This window comes from Cupriavidus phytohabitans (genome assembly GCF_017815025.1).
GTDB lineage: Bacteria > Pseudomonadota > Gammaproteobacteria > Burkholderiales > Burkholderiaceae > Cupriavidus.
Map to the genome: position 1 here is coordinate 56686 of NZ_JAGIQB010000030.1, position 24411 is coordinate 81096.

Consider the following 24411-nt stretch of genomic DNA (forward strand, 5'->3'; position numbering starts at 1 on the left):
GTTGCGGCTTGACTTTGTTGTCCGTGCCTGCGATGCGCCTGCTGCCTCAGCCGCCGCGGCCTCCTGCCAGCGCCATTTCCAGCACGCGCGCCACATGAAGGGCCTGCGCATCGGCGCCGTCCAGGATCTGGTGCCGGCAGCTGGTGCCGTCGGCAACCACGATGGCATCGGCGGCGCGCTTGCGCACCGCGGGCAGCAGCGACAGCTCGGCCATGGCCTTCGACGCCGCGAAGTGCTCGGCTTCGTAGCCGAAGCTGCCGGCCATGCCGCAGCACGACGATTCCACCGGCGCGACCTTCAGCCCGGGGATCCAGGCGAGCACGGCCTGTACCGGCGTAAAGGCATCGAAGGCCTTCTGGTGGCAGTGTCCGTGCACCACCGCTTCCGATGCCGGCAGGGGCTGCAACGGCAGTTCCAGCCGGCCCGCGCGCTGCTCGCGGACCAGGAATTCCTCGAACAGGAATGACAGGCTGGCCAGCTGCCGGGCCTCGTCGCCATAGCCGTAGCCGAGGAATTCGTCGCGCAGCGACAGCAGGCAGGACGGCTCCAGCCCCACCACCGGCACGCCGCGCGCCACATAGGGACGGAACGCGTCCAGCATGCGCCGGGCCTCTTCCTTTGCCTGGTCGACCAGCCCCGCGGCCAGGAAGGTCCGGCCGCAGCACAGCGGACGCTCGCCCGCGCGGGTGTTGAAATGCACCGTATAGCCCGCCGCCTCCAGCACCGCCCGCGCGGCGCGGGCGTTCTCGGGTTCCATGTAGTTGCTGAACGTGTCGACGAACAGCAGCACCTCGCGGGTGCCCGCGGGCTTGCCGGCGTCCATGCCCGCTGTCAGGAAGGGCTTGCGGAAGCGGGGCAGCGACCGTTCCGGCGCAAACCCGAGCGCGCGCTTGACCCAGCCCGAGACCAGCGGGATGCTGTCCGCCAGCGCCAGCAGTCCCGACAGCCGGCTCGCCACCGGCGCATAGCGCGGCATGTACGCAACCAGGCGCTCGCGCAGGCTGGTGCCGTGCCGCGTGGCCCATGCATGGCGCGCCTCGATCTTCAGCCTGGCCATGTCGACGCCGGTCGGGCAGTCACGCTTGCAGCCCTTGCACGACACGCACAGGTCCAGCACCTCCTTCACCTCGGGGCTGGCCAGCCCTTCGCTGCCGAGCTGGCCGGACACGGCCAGCCGCAGGGTATTGGCGCGGCCGCGCGTGACGTGCTGCTCGTCCTTGGTCACGCGATAGCTGGGGCACATGGTGCCGGCGTCGAACTTGCGGCAGTGGCCGTTGTTGTTGCACATCTCCACCGCCGAGGCCAGTCCGTGCGTGGCCGTATCGGCGCCGGTGCCGGGCGCGGTTTCCGCGCCGGTCATCGGGTCGCGGCGGACGTTCCAGGCCGACCAGTCCAGCGCGGGCGTCAGCGGCAGTGCCGCGTAGCCGGGCGCAAAGCGGAAGTTCTCGCGCGCGTCCATCCTGGGCGGCCGCACGATCTTGTCGGGATTGAAGCGGTTGTCGGGGTCGAACAGCGCCTTGATCTCGCTGAACGCGGCATTGATGCGCGGGCCGTACTGCCATGCCACCCATTCGCCGCGGCACAGCCCGTCGCCGTGCTCGCCGGAATAGGCGCCCTTGTATTCGCGCACCAGCTCGGCCGCTTCCTCGGCAATCTCGCGCATGCGCACCGCGCCGTCGCGGCGCATGTCCAGGATCGGGCGAACATGCAGCGTGCCGACACTGGCATGGGCATACCAGGTGCCCTCGGTCTCGTGCTTGTGGAAGACCTCGGTCAGCCGGCGCGTGTACTCGGCCAGGTGTTCCAGCGGGACGGCGCAGTCCTCGATGAAGGAGACCGGCTTGCCATCGCCCTTCATGCTCATCATGATGTTGAGCCCGGCCTTGCGCACATCCCAGAGCGCCTTCTGCGCCTTCTCGTCGGGCATTCTCACCACCGAACCCGGCAGGCCCAGGTCGCCCATCAGTTCGGCCAGCTGTTCCAGCTGCGCCAGCAGCGCCTGGCGGTCCTCGCCGGCGAACTCGACCAGCAGGATGGCCTGCGGGTCACCGCTCAGCGCGCGCTCGACCACCGGGCGGAAGGCCGGGTTCTCCATCGACAGGTCGATCATGGTCCGGTCGACCAGTTCCACCGCGACCGGGCGCAGCCTGACGATATGCTGCGTCATGTCCATGGCCTGGTAGAACGTGGGGAAGTTCACCACGCCCAGCACCTTGTGCGCCGGCAGCGGCGACAGCTTGAGCGTGACCTGCCTGCTGCAGGCCAGCGTGCCCTCGGACCCCACCAGGATGTGCGCCAGGTTGGCATGGCCATCGTCGGTATAGGCCATCGGGTTCTGGCAGTCGAACAGATCGATGTTGTAGCCGGCCACGCGGCGCAGCACCTTGGGCATACGCTCGGCGATCTCGCCGCGCTCGCGCGTGGCAATGCGCTCCAGCCCGCGCAGGATGCCTTCGGCGCGCCCCGCCGCCACCGGCTTGGCCAGCGAGCCGAAATGGCATTGGCTGCCGTCGGCCAGCACGGCATCGATAGCCAGCACGTTATGCACCATGTTGCCGTAGGCAATCGAGCGCGACCCGCACGAGTTGTTGCCGGCCATGCCGCCGATGGTGCATTGCGCGCCGGTCGACACGTCCACCGGGAACCAGAGGCCGTGCGGCCTGAGCCAGGCATTGAGGTGGTCGAGCACGATGCCCGGCTCCACCGTCACCGTGCGCGCCGCCGCGTCGAACGCCACCACGTTGTTGAGCCACTTGCTGTTGTCGATCACCAGCGCCTCGCCCACGGTCTGCCCGCACTGGCTGGTTCCCGCGCCACGCGCCAGCACCGGCACCCGCTGGTCGCGGGCGATGTCGAGCGCGCGCAGCAGGTCGGCCTGGTCGCGCGGCACGACCACCCCGATCGGCATGATCTGGTAGATCGACGCATCGGTGGCATAGCGCCCGCGGCCGGCGCGGTCGAACAGCACGTCGCCGCGCAGTTCCTTGCGCAGCAGCGCGGACAGCGGCGACACGGCGCGGTGCTGTGACGACACCAGGTGGATCGGCTTGACCAGCGTGGACGAAGTAAAGGTATTCATGGCAAACAGCCGGCTTGTGCCAGGCTGGGCGAACGTCGGTGGATGCCTGCGTGAATCCGCAGGCAACAGGCGCCCCTGCCGATCACCCCACGTGATGGCATGGGCTTGTGGTGCGTGGATATGGCGCTGTTCAGGCCGGCCCGGCCTCTCCCGGCGCCGGCCTGTGCGGCTGTGTTCAGGCAGCCGCCTTCAGCATTGGCATATCGGCGTGCGACGCCAGGTAATCCATGGCCGCCGCCACACCGCTCGCTGCGACAGGAACGCCTGCCAGCTTCAGCCCCATCTCGCAGCCGGCCAGCGTTGCCATCAGCGTCAGGTCGTTGCAGTCGCCCAGATGGCCGATGCGGAACATGCGGCCGCGCATCTTGCCGAGCGCCTGGCCCAGCGACATGTCGAAGCGCTCATAGATGAGCTTGCGCACGGCATCGGCGTCCACGCCCTCCGGCATCATCACGCCGGTCAGCACGGGGCTGTACACGGCCGGGTCGGCGCACTGGATCTCCAGGCCCCATGCGCGCACGGCGCGGCGCGTGGCTTCCGCCAGGCGCTGGTGGCGGGCGAAGACATTGTCCAGCCCCTCGCCCAGGATCATGTCGAGCGCCTCGGACAGGCCGTAGAGCAGGTTGGTGTTCGGGGTATACGGCCAGTAGCCGTTCTTGTTGGCTTCGATGATTTCGGTCCAGTCCCAGAACGCGCGCGGCAGCCTCGCGCTCCGGCCGGCCGCGATCGCCTTCGGCGAGAGCGCGTTGAAGCTGATGCCGGGCGGCAGCATCAGGCCTTTCTGCGAACCCGACACCGTGACATCGACGCCCCATTCGTCATGCCGGTAGTCGGCCGAGGCCAGGCCCGAGATCGTGTCCACCAGCAGCAAGGCCGGATGGCCGGCGGCATCGATTGCCTTGCGCACCGCGGCGATGTTCGAGGTCACGCCCGTCGACGTCTCGTTATGCACCACGCAAACCGCCTTGATCCCGTGCGCCGCGTCCTCACGCAGCCGCGCCTCGATCATGTCGGCCTGCACGCCGCGGCGCCAACCCTCGAGGCCCGGCAGGCCCAGGAACTCGGGCTTCAGCCCCAGCGCTTCGGCCATCTTCTTCCACAACGTGGCGAAGTGGCCAGTCTCGAACATCAGCACACGGTCGCCCGGGCTCAGCGTGTTGGCCAGCGCGGCCTCCCAGGCGCCGGTACCCGACGCGGGGTAAATGATCACCGGGTGCTCGGTCTTGAAGACCTTCTTGATATCGGCCAGCACCTTCCGCCCCAGCGCGCCGAACTCGGGACCGCGGTGGTCGATGGTCGGGTAGCTCATGGCGCGCAGGATGCGATCGGGCACCGGGCTCGGGCCAGGAATCTGCAGGAAGTGGCGGCCAGCCGGATGGAAATCGAGGTGGATCATGGGATGGCGTCTCCGGGTTGAATTTTGAATTTTGAATTCAATTTACTGTAGCACCGGCACCCGGAGTACCTCAAGCCGAAGTTTCGCCGCGTTAACCCTTATGCTGGCTGAGCATTCTGGCCTTGAGATACAATTGAGCCAGCTTCCGAAAGATGGAAAAATTGAATGCAAAATCCCCTCGACGCCGAAAACAGACCATCCGACCCGCTCATGCCCAGGCTGGAGCGCAAGCGCCTGCACGACGTCGTGGTCGAGCACCTGCGCCGGTTCATCGTGGAAGGCGTGCTGTCGCCGGGCATGAAGCTGAACGAGCGCGAGCTGTGCGAGACGCTCGGCATCTCGCGCACGCCGCTGCGCGAGGCGCTCAAGGTACTGGCGGCGGAAGGCCTGATCGACATCTGGCCGAACCGCGGCGCGAGTGTGTCCCGCATGAGCGAGACCGAAGTGTGGGAAATGTTCGAGCTGCTGAGCGGCCTGGAGGCCTTCGCCGGCGAACTGGCGTGCGAGCGCATGACGCCGGCGGAGTTCGCCGAGATCAAGGCGCTGCACTACTCGATGCTGGCCTGCCGCGTGCAGAAGGACCTGCCCGGCTATTACGCCCGCAACCAGGAGATCCACAACCTGATCGTGGCCGCCGCGCGCAACTCGGCGCTAAGCCAGACCTACCTCGCGCTGAACCGGCGCATCCAGGCGCTGCGCTTCCGCTCCAACTTCCAGTCGGAAAAGTGGGACCGTGCCGTCGACGAGCACGAAGGCATGATCGGCGCGCTCGAGGCGCGCGATGGCAAGAAGCTGGCCAGCATCCTGCGGCACCACTTGCTGGAGAAGCGAGAGGTCGTGATGCAGATTCATGCGGATCCGGTGCAGGCCCAGCCTGTGCAGAATGCGTGAGACCCTCGCGGCGAACTGAGAGTGAAGTGCGAGCGTGACATTGCGCCGCGAATGACTCGCGCAGAATGACTCGCGCAAATTCGCTGCAAATGAGATCTGCACGATCTTCACTTGCGCCAGGGGGATAGACAGAAAAGCAACAGCCGGCCTCCCGGTCACGCCCGACGCACTATAACTAACTGCTAACCGGGGTCCGAACGCATGCCCCTGTCCGTCGCGCAAGCGCTATCCGTCCGAACAGGAGCACCGGCATGGCCAAGCAACTCGCTATCCTGATCGATGCCTCGGGCTCGATGTTCCACAGCGCTGGCAACGGCTCCTCCAAGGACAAGATCGTCGAGGCCTCGGAATCGGTGCAGTACATCATCGATGAGATCGAGAACAAGACCTCGTCGTCCAACGAAACCTGGGCGGTTTCGTTCTGGTACTTCGCCACGCAGACCAAGGGACTGATCGGCCAGGGAAATTTTCCGGTGGGCGACACTACGATCTGGAAGAACGTGGTCAGCGCCATCGAAGACCAGCCTTCGGTGCAGGGCGCGGTCGGCAGCATGACAGATATTTTCCATGCGGTGCGGACCGTGGCCGACTTCATGGTCGCCAATCCTCCACCGCTGTTCCCCGCGGTGTACAAGAAGAAGATCGTGCTGTTCACCGACGGCAACCAGACGATCCAGCATGACGGCCTGCTGACCAAGAGCGGCTATGAATTCGAACAGGGCATCGACTTTGCCGTGCTGCTGGCAGGCAATGGCATCGCGCTCAATGCGCAGGGAATCGGCTCGGATCTGCTCAACGCGACGCTGACGGACCTGGTGGGGGAAGCCGAGCCCTTCGGCAGCACCGTAAAGACGATCAGCACCACGCCGTCGTATGCGGCGGATACCTCGGCAGCGCTGATGACGAACTCGATGAAGGTCGTCAACAACAACGGCATCCTGCCGTTGCGGCCGCTGGCGTGGCCTGCCTCCAGGCTGCTGTGGGAGCAGTTCAGCCTGCCGACCCTGGCCGCGGCGGACAATGGCGAAAGGTCGCGACACCGCATCAACGAGGCGCAGTTCGAAGTCGATGTCGACGACATCTCGCAGGAACTGCTGCTGGGGCTGACGTGGCATCACCCCGGCCGCCCTTCGATCGAAGCCACCTCGCCGTCCGGCACGTCGTTTCGCCACGGAATCAACGGTGCCTTCGAGATCGGTGTGGGATGGATGACCGCGCTGCACGTTCCGTCCCCCGAATCCGGTACCTGGCGTGTGCGCGTTGCCGGCGATCCGCAGTTCCGGCCGCTGCGCATGAACCTGATGGCGCGCTCGGTCAGCCCGGAGTTCGATATCCTGCTGCGCGTCGATCCCTTTCAGCTCGATCCGCAGGACACCAGCGTCGTCACCGCGACGCCGATGTTCCGGGGCAAGCCGGCCGCCGGAAAGTTTGAAGCGGTGCTGAGCGACTTCACCGGCCGCACCTGGCCCATGCAACCGCAGCAGGACGGCGCGCTCGCTGCCAAGGCGGATTTCCCGCAGCCCGGCATCGCGCCCCTGCGCGTCGAGCTGAAGGGACTGCTGGAAGGCAAGCACAAGGTCGCGCGCATGGAGTTCACCTCGGTGCAGGTCGGACGCCCGCGCGACCCGCGCCTCACGGTCGAGCCCGCCCGCTTCTGGCCGGGCCGCCGCTACAGGGTAGCGGTAACGATCCACGATGCGGCCTTCTGTGCCGCAACCCAGATCGCCTTCGGGGCGGGCATCGAAGTCGTGCGCTTCACGGTGCTGAGCCCGCTCGAAGCCGTTGCGGAAATCTCCGTTGCCAACGACGCCTTCCCCGGTGCGCGCGAGGTGCTGACCTTCCAGCCCGACGCGGAAACGCTGGGCGGGATCGTGGTGGAAAAGCAGCCGGGAGGCGGCCACCGCCTGCTGACGGGCTTCGTCACGGCCCTGCGCTTCGATGCCCGCGGGCGGCTGCTCGCCGCAGTGCTGGACGAGCAGCGCGAGGTTCCCGTGAAGCGCCACGACGAGCGCCTGAGGCGCCTGCTGGAGAAGGCGCGCGACGATAACCTGCCGGTCTCGATTGCGCTCGACGACCATGGCGGGATCGAACACGTCACGATAGGCGAATGAGCGTCCTGCTCGACCCGGTGCCGCCGCCCGACGGCGCAGCGGTCCTCGCGCGCTTCGATGCGATCCTGGCCTGGGCGCGCCAGCATGCAAGCCGGCTCGGCTATTTTGCCGCGCTCTACCGCGGCGTCACGCTGCGCGCCCGCAGTGCTCTCGCGGCCGGGGCCTTCGAGCAGCCCGAGGCGGCCGAGCGCCTGGTGGTGCTGTTCGCCGGCCGGTACTTCGAAGCGCTGGCGGCACACCTTGGCGCAGCACCGGTGACCCGTGCATGGCAGGTTGCCTTCGATGCCGCAGGGCGCTGGAGGCCCACGGTATCGCAGCATCTGCTGCTCGGCATCAATGCGCATATCAACCTGGACCTGGGAATCGCCGCGGCCCGCACGCTGGACGAGTACCCGCTGCCCCGGACGGATTTCGATCGCGTGAATGATCTCCTGCTGCTGATGGTCGACGAGGTACAGGACCGGCTCGCCGCCGTCTGGCCGCTGCTGCGGCTGGCGGACCGGGTGGCCGGCCGCCTGGACGAAATGCTGATCGGCGCGGCGCTCGTGCAGACGCGTTCCGCGGCATGGGGTTTTGGCCAGGCATTGCGCGCCAGCAGCGGCGGCGAAAGCGGGCTGATCGAACGGCAGGACCGCCACGTGGCGGCAATTGGACAACACATCGCCGCACCCGCGATGCCGCTGGCGCTCGCGCTGGCAGGCGTGCGGATGGGCGAGTTGCGCGGCGTCGCCGGCATCATCGACTTGCTGGACCAGGAGGTGGCCCGCGCCGGCGCTGTGGTCGAGGCGAAGGTCGTGGGCCCATCGGTGGTTTAGTGCCGCGCGGGAAGCGCAGCCGGAAGCGCGGCCGGAAGCGCAGCCGGATGCGCGGCCGGAAGCAAGCGGTACAGCTCGGTGCAGGCAACGCCGTGCGGCGTGGCGCCCTCCTGCGCCTCGACCGCTTATCGCACACTGACTTCACGGAATGCGATCCGCTGCAGCCTCATGGCAAGTACCGGCTGCGGCCGCTCCGGCATAATCGATCGGCGGATTCACCGCTGGAACCCCTGCCCCAATGGCAGGAAGAAATATTGCCAAAGCAGGAGACGTAGTTGAGCATTTCGAATCGCGCGGCGCGCAGCGTCCGTCTGGTGACGCTCGCCATCACGAGTGCCGTTATCGGCCATGCGGCATTTGCGGCCGACGCCTGGCCGACCCGGCCGATCAAGGTCATCGTTCCCTATACCCCCGGCGGGTCCACCGACACGGTATCCCGGGTCGTGTTCGAGAAGGTATCGCAAAGCCTCGGCCAGCCCATCATCATCGAGAACAAGCCGGGCGCTAACAGTACGCTTGGCGTTGGCGTTGCCGCGCGCTCGGCGCCGGACGGCTATACCTTTGTCTCGGTGCTCGCGGCCTACAGCGCCAACATGTCGCTGTATTCCAAGCTGAGCTACAAGCCTTCGGACCTCGTGCCGGTGGCCGAGATGGCGGAGCTGCCGCTGTTCCTGTTCGCGAGCAAGAAGGTGCCCGCGAAGACCGTTGCCGAACTGGTCGACTATGGCAAGAAGCATCCCAATACGCTGACATTCGGCTCAAGCGGCGTGGGTAGCTCGGCGCACCTGACGGGCGAGCGGTTTGCCATGGAATCGAAGGTCAAGATGACCCATGTGCCGTATAACGGCAGCGCACCGATCCTGCCGGCGCTTGTTTCCGGCGAGGTGTCGGTGGCATTCGATCCCCTGCTGGTGCCGATGCCGCACGTGAAGTCGGGCAAGATCAATGTGCTGGCCGTCGCCTCGGCCAAGCGCTGGCCGGGCGAACCGAATATCCCGACCATGGAAGAATCGGGCTTCCCGGGCTTCGTGATGAGCTCCTGGACCGGCCTGCTGGCACCTGCCGGCACGCCCGCGCCCGTGGTTGACCGCATGGCCAGGGAAATCGCGGCGGCAACGCGCAGTCCCGACGTGGCAAAGAAGCTGACCGACCTTGGCTTCGTGCCGGCAAGCGGTTCGTCGGAGGAATTCCGCAAGGTGATCGAGCGCGACATCGCTCGCTATGGCCAGATCGTCAAGGCGGGAAAGATTACCCGAAAGATTACCCTCGACTGAGACAGGCGCTGCGGCCTTAAGGCGAGCAAGCCCTGCCTCAAGACCGCAGCCGCACCTGCACATCGCCCCGAGGTCACCCACATTGGCTGACGGGTGGAGCGCGCGTCATCCCGGCCCGCCCGTCAGCGACGACGTGTCGTTCAGGGCCGGGCGCACGCTACACGGCGTTCACTCGAACCCGAATCCATAGCAGAAAGGGACGCATCGAAGCGGAAACTGCAGATACGCTGGGAAAGGCTTGCAGGGTTCGCTTGCAGCGGCTCGGTCACCTGCTGGCTCCGAGCTCGTTTGACGTTGCCGCCAACACTGCACACCGCGCGCCGGCGCGAAAAAAACGAGCGCCGCGTGGATGAATTCTGGCCAGGCGTGGATTTTGCTGGCCTATATTTCATCCAGAGATTTCTCCTGCTGGTCCGCTTCGTGGCAGCACGACGAATGTGCGTGGCGGCGGGGAATCCGTCTGCGCTGGAGAGTCAGATGAGCGTCGTGCCCGAGCCAAGGGTTGCCGGCACCACTTCAACCCGCAAGAAACGTCCGGGCGCCCCCACGCGCCACGTGTGGACCCGTTACTGGGCCATTGCCCGCCCCTACTGGTTTTCGCGTGAGCGATGGAAGGCGTCCGGCCTGCTGCTCCTGCTGATCCTGCTGCTGCTCGGCCAGACGCAGGCCGAAGTGTGGATCAACGAACAGACCGGCGAATTCACTTCGGCCCTGGCGGCGCAAGATGCCGACCGCTTCTGGGGCTCGATCCAGAAGTGCCTATACATCCTGCTCGGCGCCGTTCCCGTCTATTCCTCCTACTACTACCTGCGCAACAAGCTGGGCCTGCTGTGGCGACGATGGCTCACCCGCCATTACCTCGACGGGTACTTCAAGGACCGGACCTATTACAAGCTCAACGCCAACGCGGCGATCGACAATCCGGACCAGCGCATCAGCGAAGACATCAACACCTTCACCAAGCAATCGCTGTATTTCCTGTCGATCGGCATCGGCGCGCTGCTGCAGCTGATTGCCTTCAGCGCCGTGCTGTGGTCGATTTCCCAGATGCTGGTCTACTTCCTGGTGGTCTATGCCATCGCCGGGAGCTTCGTCTCGATGTACTTCTTCGGGCGCGTGCTGATCGGGTTGAACTTCTTCCAGCTCAAGCGCGAGGCGGACTTCCGCTTCAGCCTGATCCGGGTGCGGGAGAATGCCGAGTCGATCGCCTTCTACCGTGGCGAGGCGCTGGAATCGTCGCATATCAGCGGCCGCTTCGAGCAAGCCTTCCGCAACTTCGACAAGCTCATCAAGTGGCAGCTGAGCCTGAACACATTCCAGTACGGCTACGGCTTCCTGACCATCCTGCTGCCCAGCGCCATCGTCGCCTCGCATGTGCTGTCCGGGGAGATGGAGGTCGGGCGCGCGATCCAGGCCGCGGGGGCGTTCGCCGCGGTGCTGAATGCCCTGACGGTTATCGTCGACAACTTCGAAGAGCTGGCCCGCTTTGTCGCCGGCCTGGACCGGCTGGATACCTTCGCCAGCACACTGGCCGACTCGCCGGCCAAACCTGGCAAACCGGCCGAGCCGGCGCCGACGATCGAGGCGGTGCAGGACTCGCGCCTGTCGCTGCTGCACGTGACGCTGCGCACGCCGAACCTGGAACGCACGCTGGTGCGCGACCTGACGGTGTCGGCCGATCCCGGCGAAGGGCTGCTGATCGTCGGCGCCAGCGGCGGCGGCAAGAGCTCGCTGATGCGCGCCATTGCCGGACTATGGACCAGCGGCAGCGGCTGCATCATGCGCCCACGTCCGCAGGACATGCTGTTCCTGCCGCAGCACCCATACATGGTGGTCGGCAGCCTGCGCGGCCAGCTGCTCTACCCCAACCACATCGGGCAGCACATCGCCGACGACGAGCTGATCCGGCTGTTGGAGCTGGTAAACCTTGGCAGCATCGTCGACCGCTTCGGCGGCCTCGACACCGAAGTGGACTGGGGCAAGGTGCTGTCGCTGGGCGAGCAGCAGCGGCTGACGATCGGGCGCGTGCTGCTGTCGCGGCCCCGCTATGTGATGCTCGACGAGGCCACCAGCGCGCTCGATATCGCCAACGAGGAAGGCATGTACCGGCTGCTGGCCGGCATGGACGCAACGCTGGTCAGCGTCAGCCACCGTCCGTCACTGCTCAAGTACCACCACCAGGTGCTGGAACTCGATGGCACCGGCGGCTGGAAAGTCAATCCGAGCCGGGGCTACCGTTTCTGAGGGCACGGCGCGCGCGTGTTCGCATTCCGGCAAGCGCCGGCTCGCGAACCAGTCGGTGTACGTCGATATCGCCGACCGCCGCCAGTTCCCCGGCCAGTTGCCGAACGAGGACGCGCACTGGAAGCGCATCGCGCAACTGTCGAAGGAATCCTGACCGGCGGATTGCGCAAGCTCAGCGGTAGACGAGCACGGGAATCCTGCAGTGCGTGAGTACCTTTTGTGTTTCGCTGCCGACCAGCAGCCCTTCCAGCCCGCGCCGCCCGTGCGATGCCATGAAAATCACGTCACAGCCGTGCTTGGCGGCGGCATCGATGATGCCCTTGTATGGCACCGACGTGCTCATGTCGGTCTGGCAGGTCACGCCCGCCTCGGTGGCCGCGGCGACAACCTCGGCCAGCAGCGCGCTGGCCCGCTCGGCCTCATGTTCCTCATACGCCTTTCGCCGCGGATGGCCGGCATCCCCTGAGGACAGGTAGGGATACTCCTCCATGCACGTATACGCCGTCAGCTTCGCACCGCCCGCCTTGACGAAATTGATCGCCGCCGCCATGGCGACCTTGGAAAGCTCCGAGCCATCAGTGGCCAGCAAGATGTGCTTGAACACGATTCCCTCCATAGGCTGCTGATTCTTTGTTGCCGTGGCAAGGTGCCGCGGCAAGGTTCAGTATGGACAATAAATCGCCCCGCGGCGGAGCCCGTCTTTGAGTTCAGGCGAACTGGCGGACTCAATTCTCGATCTTGAACCCGATGTCCTTGATGAACTGTCCCCAACGCGCATGATCGGTCCGGATCTGTGCGGAAAACGCTTCCGGCGTGACCGCCTGCGCCGGCAGCACGCCGATGCCGGCCAGCCGTTTCTGGTACGCCGGGTCGGCCAGCACCTTGCGCACGGCCTCGGAGACGGCATCAACCGTTGCCTTCGGCATGCCCTTCGGTCCAAACAGGGCGAAATAGCCGCTAAGTTGCTCCATCTCCTGGAAACCCAGCTCACGGAACGTCGGCGCGCCGGGCGCCATCTCTGAGCGTTCCGGCATGGTGGTCGCCAGCACCTTGGTCTTGCCGGCCTGGTAGAGCGGCACGCCGGTGGTCAGGCCGTCGATCATCAGCGGCACCACGCCGCCCACTAGGTCCTGCGTGGCCGGCGCCGAGCCCTTGTACAGCACCGGCTCCAGGTTGGTGCCTGCCAGCCGGTTGAACAGCAGCGGGCCAAAGTGCGACGACGTGCCCGGGCCGTATGAGGCGGAATGGATCGGCTTGCCCGGGTTGGCCTTGGAATAGGCGATCAGTTCCTTCAGCGTGGAATACGGGGCGTCCTTGTTGGCGGCGAGCAGCACCGGGGCACGGCCGAGTTCGGCCAGCGCGGTGAGGTCGGTCAGCGGGTCATAGGGCACGCGGTTGATATGCGCGCCCGAGGTGGCGGACGAACCTAGCGTCACCAGCAGCGTCTGGCCGTCGTTCCTGGCGCGGATCACGTCCTGCGTGGCGGGAATGGTGGCGCCACCCGGCTTGTTCTCCACCACCACCGACTGGCCCGTCACGCGGCCAAGATAGTCGGCAAACAGCCGCGCCACCACGTCCGTACCGCCGCCGGGCGGATAAGCCACCACCAGCCGGATCGGCCGCGACGGCCACTGCTGCGCCATGGCAAACGGCGCCACGCCGGCGCTTGCGGCAAGGACTGCGGTGCCCAGGAACTGTCGACGGTCCATATCTGAAGTCTCCGCTTTGATGTTGTCGGCCGCGCTGGCGGCGGGTACTTCATATTAGGGAGTGTTGCTGCGCAGGACATGCGGGGTTTTCCAGCATGGCGCGGATCCGGATTGCTCCCGGCGGCTGGGCTGTCCGCGCGACTTCTTGCTACGCTGCTGATATAAGCCGCCGTCGTCCCTGCATGCGCTGGTATGAACATTGCACACCACCGGCTTGGCACGGCGATAGGAGTGATCATGCAAGAGCTGGCCTTCCGCACCCTGCTGTACCGCTACTTTTTCTTCAACTGGCTGTTCCGCGACGCCAGCCGGGGAAGCCACGCCGAACGGGCCCACGCCTGGCATTTCAACAAGGCGCGTGCGCACTGGCTGCCGACATATATGCGGCGCTGGCTGTGGTGCGGGGTCTTCTTCTATGCCGTCGGCAGCGTGGTGGAAGGCGTGCTGTGCGCGCCGGTGCTGTCGGCGCTGTTCTACGTGCCGGGCGCGCTCAGCGTGCCGGTCAACGTCATCATCATGGTGCTCTGGATCGGGCTGAAGACGCTGCCCGGGCCGCTGTGAAGCAAGGCAGAAAACAAAAACCGCAGCCATCAGGCTGCGGTTCTTGTTCATGCCGGAGCAGTGCGGCCCGCTCAGACCTCTTCGTACAGCGGCAGCGTCAGGAACTCGGCGAAATCCTCCGACGTCGACATCTGCTCGAAGATCTCGGCAGCGCGGTCATAGGTCTTGGTGTCGCCACCGACCAGTTCCTTCACCTTGGCGAGCTCTTCCGGGATCAGCTTGCGCACCAGCTCGGCCGTGACCTTGGTGCCGTCTTCCAGCTTGCCCTTCGGCGAACGGATCCACTGCCACACCTGCGAGCGCGAGATCTCGGCGGTGGCGGCGTCTTCCATCAGGTTGTGGATCGGCACGCAGCCGTTGCCGGCCAGCCAGGCGCCCAGGTAGTGGATGCCGACGTTGATGTTCATGCGCAGGCCGTGCTCGGTGATCGGCGTTTCCGGCTTGAAGTCGAGCAGGTCGGCGCCCTTCACTTGCACGTCCGGACGTTGCTTTTCGAACTGGTTCGGCTTGTCGCCCAGCACTGCCACGAATTCCTTCATGGCCGGCTCGACCAGGCCCGGGTGCGCCACCCAGCCGCCGTCGTAGCCGTCGGTGGCATCGCGGCGCTTGTCGCTGATGATGCCTTCCATGGCGATGGCGTTCTTCTCCGGATCGTTCTTGATCGGGATCAGCGCGCTCATGCCGCCGATGGCGGGGGCGCCGCGCGAGTGGCAGGTCTTGAGCAGCAGCAGCGCGTAGGCGCGCATGAACGGCGCGGTCATCGTGACCTTGGCGCGGTCGGCCAGGCAGAAGTCCTTGTCGTTCTTGAACTTCTTGATGCACGAGAAGATGTAGTCCCAGCGGCCGGCGTTCAGGCCGGCGCTGTGCTCGCGCAGCTCATACAGGATCTCTTCCATCTCGAACGCGGCGAGGATGGTCTCGATCAGCACGGTGGCCTTGATGGTGCCTTGCGGCAGGCCGATTTCGTTCTGCGCCATCACGAAGATGTCGTTCCACAGGCGCGCTTCCAGATGGCTTTCCATCTTGGGCAGGTAGAAGAACGGGCCGGCGCCGCGGGCGATCTGTTCCTTGGCGTTGTGGAACAGGAACAGCGCGAAGTCGAAGATGCCGCCCGAGACGCGCTTGCCGTCGATGGTGACGTGCTTTTCGTCCAGGTGCCAGCCGCGCGGACGCACCTGCAGCGTGGCGATCTTGTCGTTCAGCTTGTATTGCTTGCCCTTCGATTCCAGGGTCAGCGTGCGGCGCACGGCAGCCTTCAGGTTGACCTGGCCCTGCAGCTGGTTGTGCCAGTTGGGGGTGTTGGAATCCTCGAAGTCGGTCATGTAGCTGTCAGCGCCCGAGTTGAAGGCGTTGATCACCATCTTGGCTTCGACCGGGCCGGTGATTTCCACGCGGCGGCATTCCAGCGCCTTGGGCACCGGTGCAACCTTCCAGTCGCCTTCGCGGATGCTCCTGGTTTCCGGCAGGAAATCGGGGACTTCGCCGGCGTCCAGGCGCTTGGCGCGCTCGACGCGCGCGGCCAGCAGTTCCTGACGGCGCGGCTCGAAGGCGCGGTGCAGCTTGTCTACCAGGGCCAGGGCTTCCGGCGTGAGGATATCTTCGTAGGCCGGCAGGATTTCGCCGGTAATCTTCATGCCCGCGGGCAGCGTGATAGCCATCAGTGTTCTCCTGTAAACGATAGCGATAGCTTGGTGATTGGGGCGCCCTGCTATACCGCCACGCCATGGGCGCGGACGAATTCGAGCAGGTCGTTCATGTCGTGCCCGGTACCGGAGGGGGCTACGTCGAGCCGCTCCGCCGGGTGGCCGGCACGGTTGATCCAGAAGGTGGTGTAGCCAAACCAGGTGGCGCCGCAGGCGTCCCAGCCGTTGGACGAGACGAACAGCATCTCCTGCGCGTCCAGCCCGAACGCCAGCGGCCCCAGTGCATAGGCAGCGGGCGCGGTCTTGTACTGGCGCACCGCATCGACCGACAGCACATGGTCGAACAGGCCGTGCATGCCGGCGCTCTTGACCGAGATATCGAGCATCTCGGCATTGCCGTTGGACAGGATGCCCAGCGGCAGTCCCGCCTTGCGCAGGCGCTTGAGCGCGCCCAGGTTTTCCGGGAATGCCGACAGGCAGGCGTATTCCTTGAGCAGCTGGGCTTCGGTGGCCTCGTCCAGCGGCAGGCCCAGGCGCTCGGCGGCGTAGCGCAGCGCGTCCACGGTGATGGCCCAGAACGGCTTGTAGTGCGCGCCGTCGTGCGCGGCCATGGTGCGGATGCGCGTGTAGTCGATCTGGCGATCGCGCCACAGCAGCGCCAGCGCCTCGCCGCGGCCCGGGAACAGCTGTTCCGCGCGCGCGGTGACGGAATACACGTCGAACAGCGTGCCATAGGCATCGAAGACGACTGCGCGGATCTTGTTCATGGGGCGCTGGCAACCTGTGTGTGCAAGGTGTGTCGGTGCCGGACCACAACTGCGTAGCCGTGTACACCGATGAATGCATCGCATTGTAGAAAGACGCTGCACTGCGGCAAAGGTGCCCCGGGTCACTTGATCTTTTACTTTTCGGCCACTAATCTTGGCTGACTAAAACGATACTCCGCACTAAAACCTTGCGCATTTGCCGCCGGCAGCACGCTGGAACGCATCGTGCGTGACCGAACCGGCACAAAAGGCGCGGGTGGGTACTACTCGGGCACTACTCGGCGAACATTTGTGGACCATTTCAAACAGCTGGAGACTTTTGTATCCGTCGCCTCGCGCGGCAGCCTGTCGGCGGCGGCGGCGGCGGAAGGCGTGGCGCCGGCCATCATCGGGCGTCGCATCGATGCGCTGGAAGAGCGGCTGGGCGTGAAGTTGCTGGTACGTACCACGCGCAAGATCAGCCTGACCTTCGAAGGTTCGGCCTTCCTGGAGGACTGCCAGCGCATCCTGAACGATTTGCACAATGCCGAGGCCAGTGTCTCGGCCGGCGGCGTCAAGGCCAGCGGCCATCTGCGCGTGACCGCGCCGGCCGGCTACGGCCGCAAGCACGTGGCGCCCCTGGTACCGCTGTTCATCGAATCCCACCCGGACGTATCGATCACGCTGGACCTGTCCGACCGCGTGGTCGACCTGGTCAATGAAGGCTTCGACTGCGCGATCCGGCTGGGCGACCTGCCCGACTCCAGCCTGGTCTCGATCCGGCTGGCCGAGACCCGGCGCGTGGTAGTGGCCTCGCCCGACTACCTGGCCCGCGCCGGCCGCCCCGACACGCCGGACGACCTGCAGCGGCATAACTGCCTGGCCTTTGGCGCCAGCGCCAACGTGCAGCGCGGCTGGGTATTCACGCAAGACGGCCGCTCGGTGACCGTCAAGGTCGGCGGCACCATGGAATGCACCGACGGCGCGGTGCTGCACGAGTGGTGCCTGCAGGGCAACGGCCTGGCGTGGCGCTCGTGGTGGGAAGTCGGCAACGAAATCGCCAGCGGCCGGCTGGTCACGGTGCTGGACGACTTCCAGGCGCCGCCGATCGGCATCCATGCGGTGTTCCCGCAGCGCAAGCACCTGCCGCTGCGGGTGCGGCTGTTTATCGACCACCTGAAGAACACTTACGGCAACCCGGCCTACTGGCGCCGGGCGGAGCAGGCGGCATCCGTGCCGGCGGCAGCAGCGCTGGCAAGCTGACGGCCAGCGCAAGACTCCGGGGTGTGACGCTTTTGTTGCAATTGATTTAGCACAATGCCGTACTCGGCACCCTGACTACAATGGATTCAGACAGGCGCTTTCCTCCGCCCCGGCATCGCCCCACCGGCGCCGGGCGGCAGCCCTGCCCCCATCCCTGGTCAAAAAAGGAGCCCCGCATGTTCCAACACATCCTGCTACCCACCGACGGCTCGGAACTCTCCAAGAAAGCCATCAACGGCGGGCTGGAACTCGCCAAGGCCATCGGCGCGCGCGTCACGGCCTATGTCTGCCTGGAGGAGTATCCCTACACCCCGTTCAGCGAAATCGTGGTCGAGGCGCCGCAGGCCTTCAAGGACCGCATCGAGAACCAGGCCAAGCTCTACCTGAAGGAAGTCGAGAACCTGGCAACCGCGGCCGGCGTCACCTTTGACGCGGACATGTCGACCTTCGCCGTGCCCTACCTCGGCATCATCGACGCGGCCGAGCGCCATGGCTGCGACGTGATCTTCATGGCGTCGCATGGCCGGCGCGGGCTGTCCGGCCTGCTGCTCGGCAGTGAAACGCAGAAGGTGCTGACCCATACCGATATCCCGGTGATCGTGTATCGCTGACCCCGACCCGCTGCGCAGAAAGCACAACGCCCGCACCGGGCTCTCCGGTGCGGGCGTTGTCATGCCTGCTGCCAGTGGCTTACGAGATTACGAAGCCTTGCGGATCCGCTCCTCGATATGTCTGGCGCGGTCATCCGAACCCGGGTGCGACGAGAACATGCTCGACTTGCCGCCATCGAGCTTGGCCAGCTTCTGGAACGCCGTCACCAGGCCGCGCGTGCTGGCCTTGTTCCTGGTCAGCAGGTCGAAGGAGTAGTCATCGGCGGCGCTTTCCTGCGACTGCGAGAACTGCGCGTTGATCAGCTTCTCACCCAGCTCGCCCAGCTGCGACGACGACAGCGCGGCCACCGCGCCGTTGCCTGCCGACACGGCAGCGCCACGCGCGGCGGTCGCGGTGTAGGCGACCTGCATGGCCTTCCTGGTGTGGCCCAGTGCCACATGGCCCAGTTCATGGCCGAGCACGCCACGCACTTCATCGTCGGTCATCATGTCCATCAGGCCGCTGTAGACGCGCACGCAGCCATTGGCCATGGCCCAGGCGTTGACGTCCCTGGTCAGGTACACCTTGGCGTTGACGTTGGGCACGTTGCTGCCATTCAGGCCGCTCATGATCTTGGCCAGGCGCTTGCCGTAGGTGGTATTGGCGCCGGCGATCTTGTTGGTCTTGTCCGATTCGGCGCAGGCCTGGTCGGACAGGCTCTTGACGTCCGCGTCGCTCAGCGTCGCGGCCTTGGCCAGCGAGGAGCCGGCGGACACCATGCCGTCGATGTTGGTGGGCATGCCAGCGGAGCAGCCGGCCAGCAGTGCGGCCGCGATGGCGCAGGTAGCGAGAGAGAATGATGCTTTCATGATGTTGTTGTTGATAGAGGCCCGGAAAGTGCCGACAAAGGCCGGGGCACTTTATGGCATCCACTTGCTGCCTGCATCACCCAAATGCAATAAGTCGTCAGATATGACAATTTGTTGCATTTCGCACTTGCTGCTTGCCCGGACGCTCTGCGGCGCATCCACTGACTCTGCATGGAATCTTCGCCAATGTCGCCTAATCTTGTGGCAGGGCGATCAGCGAGTGGAAAACTCGCAAACAGTCGCAACGCGTTCGTTTTAGGCCGGGGCTGACGGAAGGTGGCATCATCATGCGACTTTCACTACTAGCAAGCTGCGGCATCCTGGCGCTTTCGGCATGTACCCTGACTCCGGACGGAACAGGGGCCTTTACGGTCATGACACCGGCCAGCTTCGATCGCACCTTCACCGCAGCAGCAGGCGCAATGCGCGACCAGGGACTGGCGATCAGCGTCGAGGATCCGGTCAGCGGCATAGTGGTCGGCAACCTGGAAAGCAGCTCGGTGATTGCTGGCGTAGACCAGTTGGCAGATGGCCACGTGCGTGTGACATTTGACAGCACGGGCGTAAACGATCCGGCGTTGATGGCGCGCATATCGAGCAGCTACAACCACCGCATGGGGCGCTAAAGCACGCCTGCGGCGGCGTCCAGCAAAAAAAAGCGCGCCGTCCCTGAGAGAGAACGGCGCGTCGCCTAAATGGGAGGGCGTGATGGTCGCACGCCCCCCGATCCGCCGGACCCACTAGCCGGCGGGGGTGACCAGGAGAGTCAGGCCACTTTCTTGTCTTCGAAGAACTGCTCGTCTTCGGTCGAACCCTTCAGGGCGGTCGTCGACGACTGGCCGCCTTCGATGGTCTGGGTCACGGCGTCGAAGTAGCCGGTGCCGACTTCGCGCTGGTGCTTGACTGCGGTGAAGCCCTTCTCGGCTGCCTTGAACTCGGCTTCCTGCAGCTCCACGAATGCGCTCATCTGGTTGCGGGCGTAGCCGTAGGCCAGGTTGAACATCGAGTAATTCAGCGAATGGAAGCCGGCCAGCGTGATGAACTGGAACTTGTAGCCCATGGCGCCCAGTTCCCTCTGGAACTTGGCGATGGTGGCGTCGTCGAGGTTCTTCTTCCAGTTGAACGACGGCGAGCAGTTGTAGGCGAGCATCTTGCCCGGGAACTTGGCGTGCACGCCTTCGGCAAACTTCTTGGCGAACTCGAGGTCCGGCTTGCCGGTTTCGCACCACACCAGGTCAGCCACTTCGGCGTAGGCCAGGGCGCGCGCGATCGACTGCTCCAGGCCGTTGCGGACGCGGTAGAAGCCTTCCACGGTGCGCTCGCCGGTGCAGAACGGCTTGTCGTTGTCGTCCACGTCAGAAGTCAGCAGGTCTGCGGCCTCGGCGTCGGTACGGGCGATCACCAGGGTCGGCACGCCCGAGACGTCGGCGGCCAGGCGGGCGGCGGTCAGCTTCGCGACGGCTTCGCGGGTCGGCACCAGCACCTTGCCGCCCATGTGGCCGCACTTCTTGACCGAAGCCAGCTGGTCTTCGAAGTGAACGCCGGCGGCACCCGCTTCGATCATGGCCTTCATCAGCTCGAACGCGTTCAGCACGCCGCCGAAGCCGGCTTCCGCGTCAGCCACGATCGGGGCGAAGAAGTCGGTGTCGCCCTTGCCTTCGCTCCACTGGATCTGGTCGGCGCGCTGGAAGGTGTTGTTGATGCGCTTGACGACTTGCGGCACCGAGTTGGCCGGGTACAGCGACTGGTCGGGGTACATTTCGCCGGCCAGGTTGGCGTCGCCGGCGACTTGCCAGCCCGACAGGTAGATGGCCTTCAGGCCGGCCTTCACTTGCTGCATGGCCTGGTTGCCGGTCAGCGCGCCCAGCGAGTTGACGAACGGCTCGGTGTGCAGCAGGTTCCACAGCTTTTCGGAGCCGCGACGGGCAAGAGTGTGCTCGACCTGGACCGAACCACGCAGGCGCACCACGTCTTCGGCGGTGAAGTTGCGCTTGACACCCTTCCAGCGGGGATTGGTATCCCAGTCTTTTTGCAGGGCCTGGATCTGTTCTTGGCGGTTCATGGACACTCTCCTGAAGATGTTTGGGAATGGCTGAGAATCTCTTGATCACCTGCCTTGGGGCGCCGCCTGTTGGGGGCGTTTTTTGCGTCTCACGTCATGTGTCTTATATAAGAGTGTAGGGAAAACTCCCGCGTCGCAACAACCCTGAACTGAAGTTGGCGCTTAGTTTTTTTATTCAATAAATTCAGTTACTTACAAAATTTATTTCACGATACGGGACACAATCTTTCATCATGAGAAATGAGGTTGTGCTCTGCAAACCATGTATTCTTGCGGTCCGCAACACCTTTCCACATCGTGAAAAATCGCGAGGATGGCATGTATCCGCGCGTTGGTTACCGTGCGAGCAAAAGAAAAGGCGCCCAAGGGCGCCGTTGTCTGAATGTCTTTGCCGGAACCGCCGTCAGGCGCCAGCAGGGTCGCGCGCCCGGCGATAGGCCACCCAGTCGCCGCTGCCGATGTGCGGCAAGGTGGCCACGGCGGCTTCAGCCACCGGATATAGCAGGCAGGCGACGGACTTGCCATCCTGGTGCACCTCGCATTCCTCGCGCACGAACAGCGTGGCCTGCCCCGGATACACCTCTTCGATCTCGTCCAGCACCGGCAGCAGCGCATCGGGGATGTCATAGATATCCCCGACAACCGGCCCGGCTGCCGCATCCAGCACCAGCCCGGGGTAAGTCCCGAAGTCATAGAGCCGGCCCGCCACCGTGGCCGAGCCCAGCAGCGTCGGCGCGACAATGCCGTGCCGCTGCGCGGCCGCGTTCAGGTCGTTGACCTCGCCGGCGCGCAGCGTGCCGTAGACGAAGACGCGCGGCATGCTCAGCCCTCCAGCCGTTCGTCCGAGACCAGCACGCCGTCGGCATCGACATAGATCCAGTTGCCCGGACGCACGACCGCACCGGGCATCTGCACCGTGACCTCGCTTTCGCCGACGTTGCGCTTCTGGCTCTTTTGCGGATGCGCGGCGAGTGCGCGGATACCGATGTCGCACACGTCCAGCTCGGCGCTGTCGCGCACGCAGCCGTTGACGACGATGCCGGCCCAGCCGTTCTTCTCGGCCAGCAGGCCGAGGTTGCCGCCCACCAGCGCGCAGCGCAGCGAGCCGCCGCCGTCGATCACCAATACGCGACCCTGGCCCGGCGCTTCCAGCACGGTGCGCACCAGCGAATTGTCTTCGAATACCTTCAGCGTCGCGGCCGGACCGGCAAAGGCGCCCTGCTTGCCCCAGGCGCGGAAAACCGGCGCCATCACGCGCAGGGTGCCGGCGGCGAGGCGGTCTTCATGGGCGTCGCACAGGTCGGTGGTGACAGGCTTCATCAATGGTCTCCTGATGGATGGTAAGAATCCGTAGCGGCCGCGCCGCGTTCAATGCTGCCGGCCTGCCAGCGCCTGCGCGCGGATCGCGCTGAGCGTGGTGCGCGGCGTGATCACGTCCGGATCGACGCGGATCTCGATCAGCGTCGACACCGGCGCTTCCAGCGCGGCGCGCAGCGCGGGGGCGAAGGCCTCGGTGGTGGTCACGGTCTCGCCGCGCGCGCCATAGGCGCGCGCCAGCGCGGCAAAGTCCGGGTTGTGCAGCTCGGTGCCCGATACATGGGTCGGGTATTCGCGTTCCTGGTGCATCCGGATGGTCCCATACATGCCGTTATTGACGACGATGAACACCACCGGCGCCTGGTACTGCATGGCGGTAGCAAGTTCCTGGCCATTCATCAGGAAGCAGCCATCGCCGGCCAGCGCCACCACCGTGCGCTGCGGAAAGGCGATCTTGGCGCCGACCGCGGCCGGCACGCCGTACCCCATCGCGCCACTGGTCGGCGCCAGCTGGCCGCGGCCACCGTTGCGGAAAGGGCGATAGTGGAAATAGCGGTGCAGCCAGCCGGCGTAGTTGCCGGCACCGTTGGTGACCACCGCGTCGTCCGGCAGCATCTGGTCGAGCGCGCGGATGACCTCGGCCATGTCGACGCCCTGCCCTGTATAGGCCGGCGGCCGCAGGTAGCTTTCGTAATCGGCATGGGCCGCCTCGGTCCAGGTCTGCCAACGCGGCGCCCCGGCGGGTTCCAGGGCGGCAAGGCGCGCGGCGATGGCTGGCATCGAGGCGTGGATCATCAGGTCGGCCTGATAGACGCTGCCCAGTTCCTCGGCACCGGCGTGCACGTGCACAAGCGTTTGCGCGGGCCGCGGCGCGGCGATCAGCGCGTAGCCGCCGGTGGTCATCTCGCCCAGGCGCGGGCCGACGGCCAGCACCAGGTCGGACTGCCGGATACGCTCAGCCAGCGCCGGGTTGATGCCGATGCCGACATCGCCGGCATAGTTGGGATGGCGGTTGTCGAAGAGGTCCTGCCCGCGGAAGGCGCAGCCGACCGGCAGCGCGAAGCGTTCGGCAAAGGCCTGCAGGTCGGCGCAGGCCTGGGGCGTCCAGCCGCTGCCGCCGGCCAGCACGAAGGGCCGCTCGGCGGCTTCCAGCATTTGCCGAAGGCGCGTCATCCCGGGTTCGCCCGGCCAGCTCAACACGCGCTCGTAGCCACGCAGCTGCGGCACCACGGCCGTCTGCGCCAGCATGTCCTCCGGCAGCGCCAGCACCACCGGGCCGGGCCGGCCCGAGGTGGCGGTCTGGTAGGCGCGCGCTATGTATTCCGGGATGCGCTCGACCCGGTCGATCTGCGCCACCCACTTCGCCATCTGGCCGAACATGCGGCGATAGTCGATTTCCTGGAAGGCTTCGCGGTCCATGAAATCAGTGCCAACCTGGCCGATGAACAGGATCATCGGCGTCGAGTCCTGGAACGCGGTATGCACGCCGATGCTGGCATTGGTGGCACCTGGGCCGCGCGTGCAGAAAGCCAGCCCGGGGCGGCCGGTCAGCTTGCCGTAGGCTTCGGCCATGACCGCGGCGCCGCCTTCCTGGCGGCAGACGATAAAGCGCAACCGGTCGCGGCGGCGATGGAAGCCGTCGAGTACCGCCAGGTAGCTTTCGCCCGGCACGCCGAAGGCAAGCTCGGCGCCATGCGCCAGCAGCGCGTCGACCAGGATGTGGCCACCCAACAGCGGGCCATCCGGCAGCGGCGCGCCGCTGGCTTCGTGCGAATGGGGAGTGTCGGGGTTCGAATGGCCGGGCGTGGCAGTCATGGAAACATCCTCGAGGCAGGCTGGA

At 65.7% G+C, this 24411-nt stretch carries 20 protein-coding genes; 9 read left to right on the plus strand and 11 right to left on the minus strand.

The annotated features are described in order from the left end of the window. Positions 1-46: 46 nt before the first annotated feature. On the minus strand, positions 47-3079 hold the full coding sequence (locus tag J8I34_RS20630) for an FAD-binding and (Fe-S)-binding domain-containing protein (RefSeq protein ID WP_029048454.1): 3033 nt from the start codon (positions 3077-3079) through the stop codon (positions 47-49). A gap of 175 nt (positions 3080-3254) precedes the next feature. Then, positions 3255-4475: a pyridoxal-phosphate-dependent aminotransferase family protein gene (locus tag J8I34_RS20635; RefSeq protein WP_029048453.1), complete on the minus strand. Its 1221-nt coding sequence runs from the start codon at positions 4473-4475 to the stop codon at positions 3255-3257. A 165-nt stretch (positions 4476-4640) separates the two neighbouring features. On the opposite strand from J8I34_RS20635, the gene J8I34_RS20640 reads away from it, so the two are divergent. The 5 genes from J8I34_RS20640 to J8I34_RS20660 all read left to right on the plus strand — a co-directional run bounded on the left by J8I34_RS20640 (position 4641) and on the right by J8I34_RS20660 (position 11810). Further along, positions 4641-5366: a GntR family transcriptional regulator gene (locus J8I34_RS20640; RefSeq protein ID WP_209772278.1), complete on the plus strand. Its 726-nt coding sequence runs from the start codon at positions 4641-4643 to the stop codon at positions 5364-5366. Between the two features lie 251 nt (positions 5367-5617). After that, positions 5618-7477 (plus strand): vWA domain-containing protein, encoded by a 1860-nt coding sequence (locus J8I34_RS20645; protein ID WP_209772276.1) that lies wholly within the window; start codon positions 5618-5620, stop codon positions 7475-7477. Further along, a complete protein-coding gene (locus J8I34_RS20650; protein WP_051320549.1) occupies positions 7474-8292 on the plus strand; it encodes a DUF5995 family protein in 819 nt (272 codons plus the stop codon). Before J8I34_RS20645 ends, J8I34_RS20650 begins: the two co-directional genes overlap by 4 nt. Before the next feature lie 311 nt (positions 8293-8603). Further along, positions 8604-9566: a Bug family tripartite tricarboxylate transporter substrate binding protein gene (locus J8I34_RS20655; RefSeq protein ID WP_371748111.1), complete on the plus strand. Its 963-nt coding sequence runs from the start codon at positions 8604-8606 to the stop codon at positions 9564-9566. 477 nt (positions 9567-10043) lie between these two features. After that, positions 10044-11810, plus strand: coding sequence for an ABC transporter ATP-binding protein/permease (locus J8I34_RS20660; protein WP_209772270.1), 1767 nt, complete (start codon positions 10044-10046; stop codon positions 11808-11810). Positions 11811-11982: 172 nt separating this feature from the next. Here the strand turns inward: J8I34_RS20660 and J8I34_RS20665 are convergent, their stop codons facing one another. Together J8I34_RS20665 and J8I34_RS20670 are read right to left on the minus strand one after the other, a co-directional pair. Beyond that, positions 11983-12414 (minus strand): universal stress protein, encoded by a 432-nt coding sequence (locus J8I34_RS20665; protein ID WP_209806854.1) that lies wholly within the window; start codon positions 12412-12414, stop codon positions 11983-11985. A 121-nt stretch (positions 12415-12535) separates the two neighbouring features. Continuing rightward, positions 12536-13519 carry a Bug family tripartite tricarboxylate transporter substrate binding protein gene (locus tag J8I34_RS20670; protein ID WP_209806855.1) on the minus strand — a complete coding sequence of 328 codons (984 nt, stop codon included), beginning with the start codon at positions 13517-13519 and terminating at the stop codon, positions 12536-12538. Positions 13520-13756: 237 nt separating this feature from the next. Here J8I34_RS20670 and J8I34_RS20675 point away from each other — a divergent pair, with 237 nt between their 5' ends. Next, positions 13757-14080 (plus strand): hypothetical protein, encoded by a 324-nt coding sequence (locus J8I34_RS20675; protein ID WP_029048445.1) that lies wholly within the window; start codon positions 13757-13759, stop codon positions 14078-14080. Positions 14081-14151: 71 nt separating this feature from the next. On the opposite strand, the gene aceB is transcribed toward J8I34_RS20675, so the two are convergent. Both aceB and J8I34_RS20685 read right to left on the minus strand, forming a co-directional pair. Beyond that, positions 14152-15738 carry a malate synthase A gene (gene aceB / locus J8I34_RS20680; RefSeq protein ID WP_209806856.1) on the minus strand — a complete coding sequence of 529 codons (1587 nt, stop codon included), beginning with the start codon at positions 15736-15738 and terminating at the stop codon, positions 14152-14154. 50 nt (positions 15739-15788) lie between these two features. Next, positions 15789-16490, minus strand: a complete 702-nt coding sequence (locus J8I34_RS20685) for a haloacid dehalogenase type II (protein WP_029048443.1) — start codon at positions 16488-16490, stop codon at positions 15789-15791. Between the two features lie 291 nt (positions 16491-16781). Between J8I34_RS20685 and J8I34_RS20690 the strand changes: the two genes are divergently transcribed. Next, positions 16782-17732: a LysR family transcriptional regulator gene (locus J8I34_RS20690; RefSeq protein ID WP_209806857.1), complete on the plus strand. Its 951-nt coding sequence runs from the start codon at positions 16782-16784 to the stop codon at positions 17730-17732. A gap of 176 nt (positions 17733-17908) precedes the next feature. Further along, a complete protein-coding gene (locus tag J8I34_RS20695) occupies positions 17909-18343 on the plus strand; it encodes a universal stress protein (protein ID WP_012353026.1) in 435 nt (144 codons plus the stop codon). A gap of 87 nt (positions 18344-18430) precedes the next feature. Here the strand turns inward: J8I34_RS20695 and loiP are convergent, their stop codons facing one another. Continuing rightward, positions 18431-19192 carry a metalloprotease LoiP gene (loiP, locus tag J8I34_RS20700; RefSeq protein ID WP_209806858.1) on the minus strand — a complete coding sequence of 254 codons (762 nt, stop codon included), beginning with the start codon at positions 19190-19192 and terminating at the stop codon, positions 18431-18433. A gap of 287 nt (positions 19193-19479) precedes the next feature. On the opposite strand from loiP, the gene J8I34_RS20705 reads away from it, so the two are divergent. Then, positions 19480-19818 (plus strand): penicillin-binding protein, encoded by a 339-nt coding sequence (locus J8I34_RS20705; protein WP_209806859.1) that lies wholly within the window; start codon positions 19480-19482, stop codon positions 19816-19818. Between the two features lie 140 nt (positions 19819-19958). On the opposite strand, the gene aceA is transcribed toward J8I34_RS20705, so the two are convergent. The 4 genes from aceA to J8I34_RS20725 form a co-directional block, all read right to left on the minus strand. After that, positions 19959-21254 carry an isocitrate lyase gene (gene aceA / locus J8I34_RS20710; protein WP_029048744.1) on the minus strand — a complete coding sequence of 432 codons (1296 nt, stop codon included), beginning with the start codon at positions 21252-21254 and terminating at the stop codon, positions 19959-19961. Between the two features lie 403 nt (positions 21255-21657). Further along, positions 21658-22074, minus strand: coding sequence for a gamma-glutamylcyclotransferase family protein (locus J8I34_RS20715; protein ID WP_209772206.1), 417 nt, complete (start codon positions 22072-22074; stop codon positions 21658-21660). A 2-nt stretch (positions 22075-22076) separates the two neighbouring features. Then, positions 22077-22574: a ribonuclease E activity regulator RraA gene (gene rraA / locus J8I34_RS20720; protein ID WP_029048742.1), complete on the minus strand. Its 498-nt coding sequence runs from the start codon at positions 22572-22574 to the stop codon at positions 22077-22079. 48 nt (positions 22575-22622) lie between these two features. After that, entirely contained in the window at positions 22623-24386 is a 1764-nt protein-coding gene (locus J8I34_RS20725) for a thiamine pyrophosphate-binding protein (protein WP_245176035.1), read from the minus strand. Positions 24387-24411: the final 25 nt, after the last annotated feature.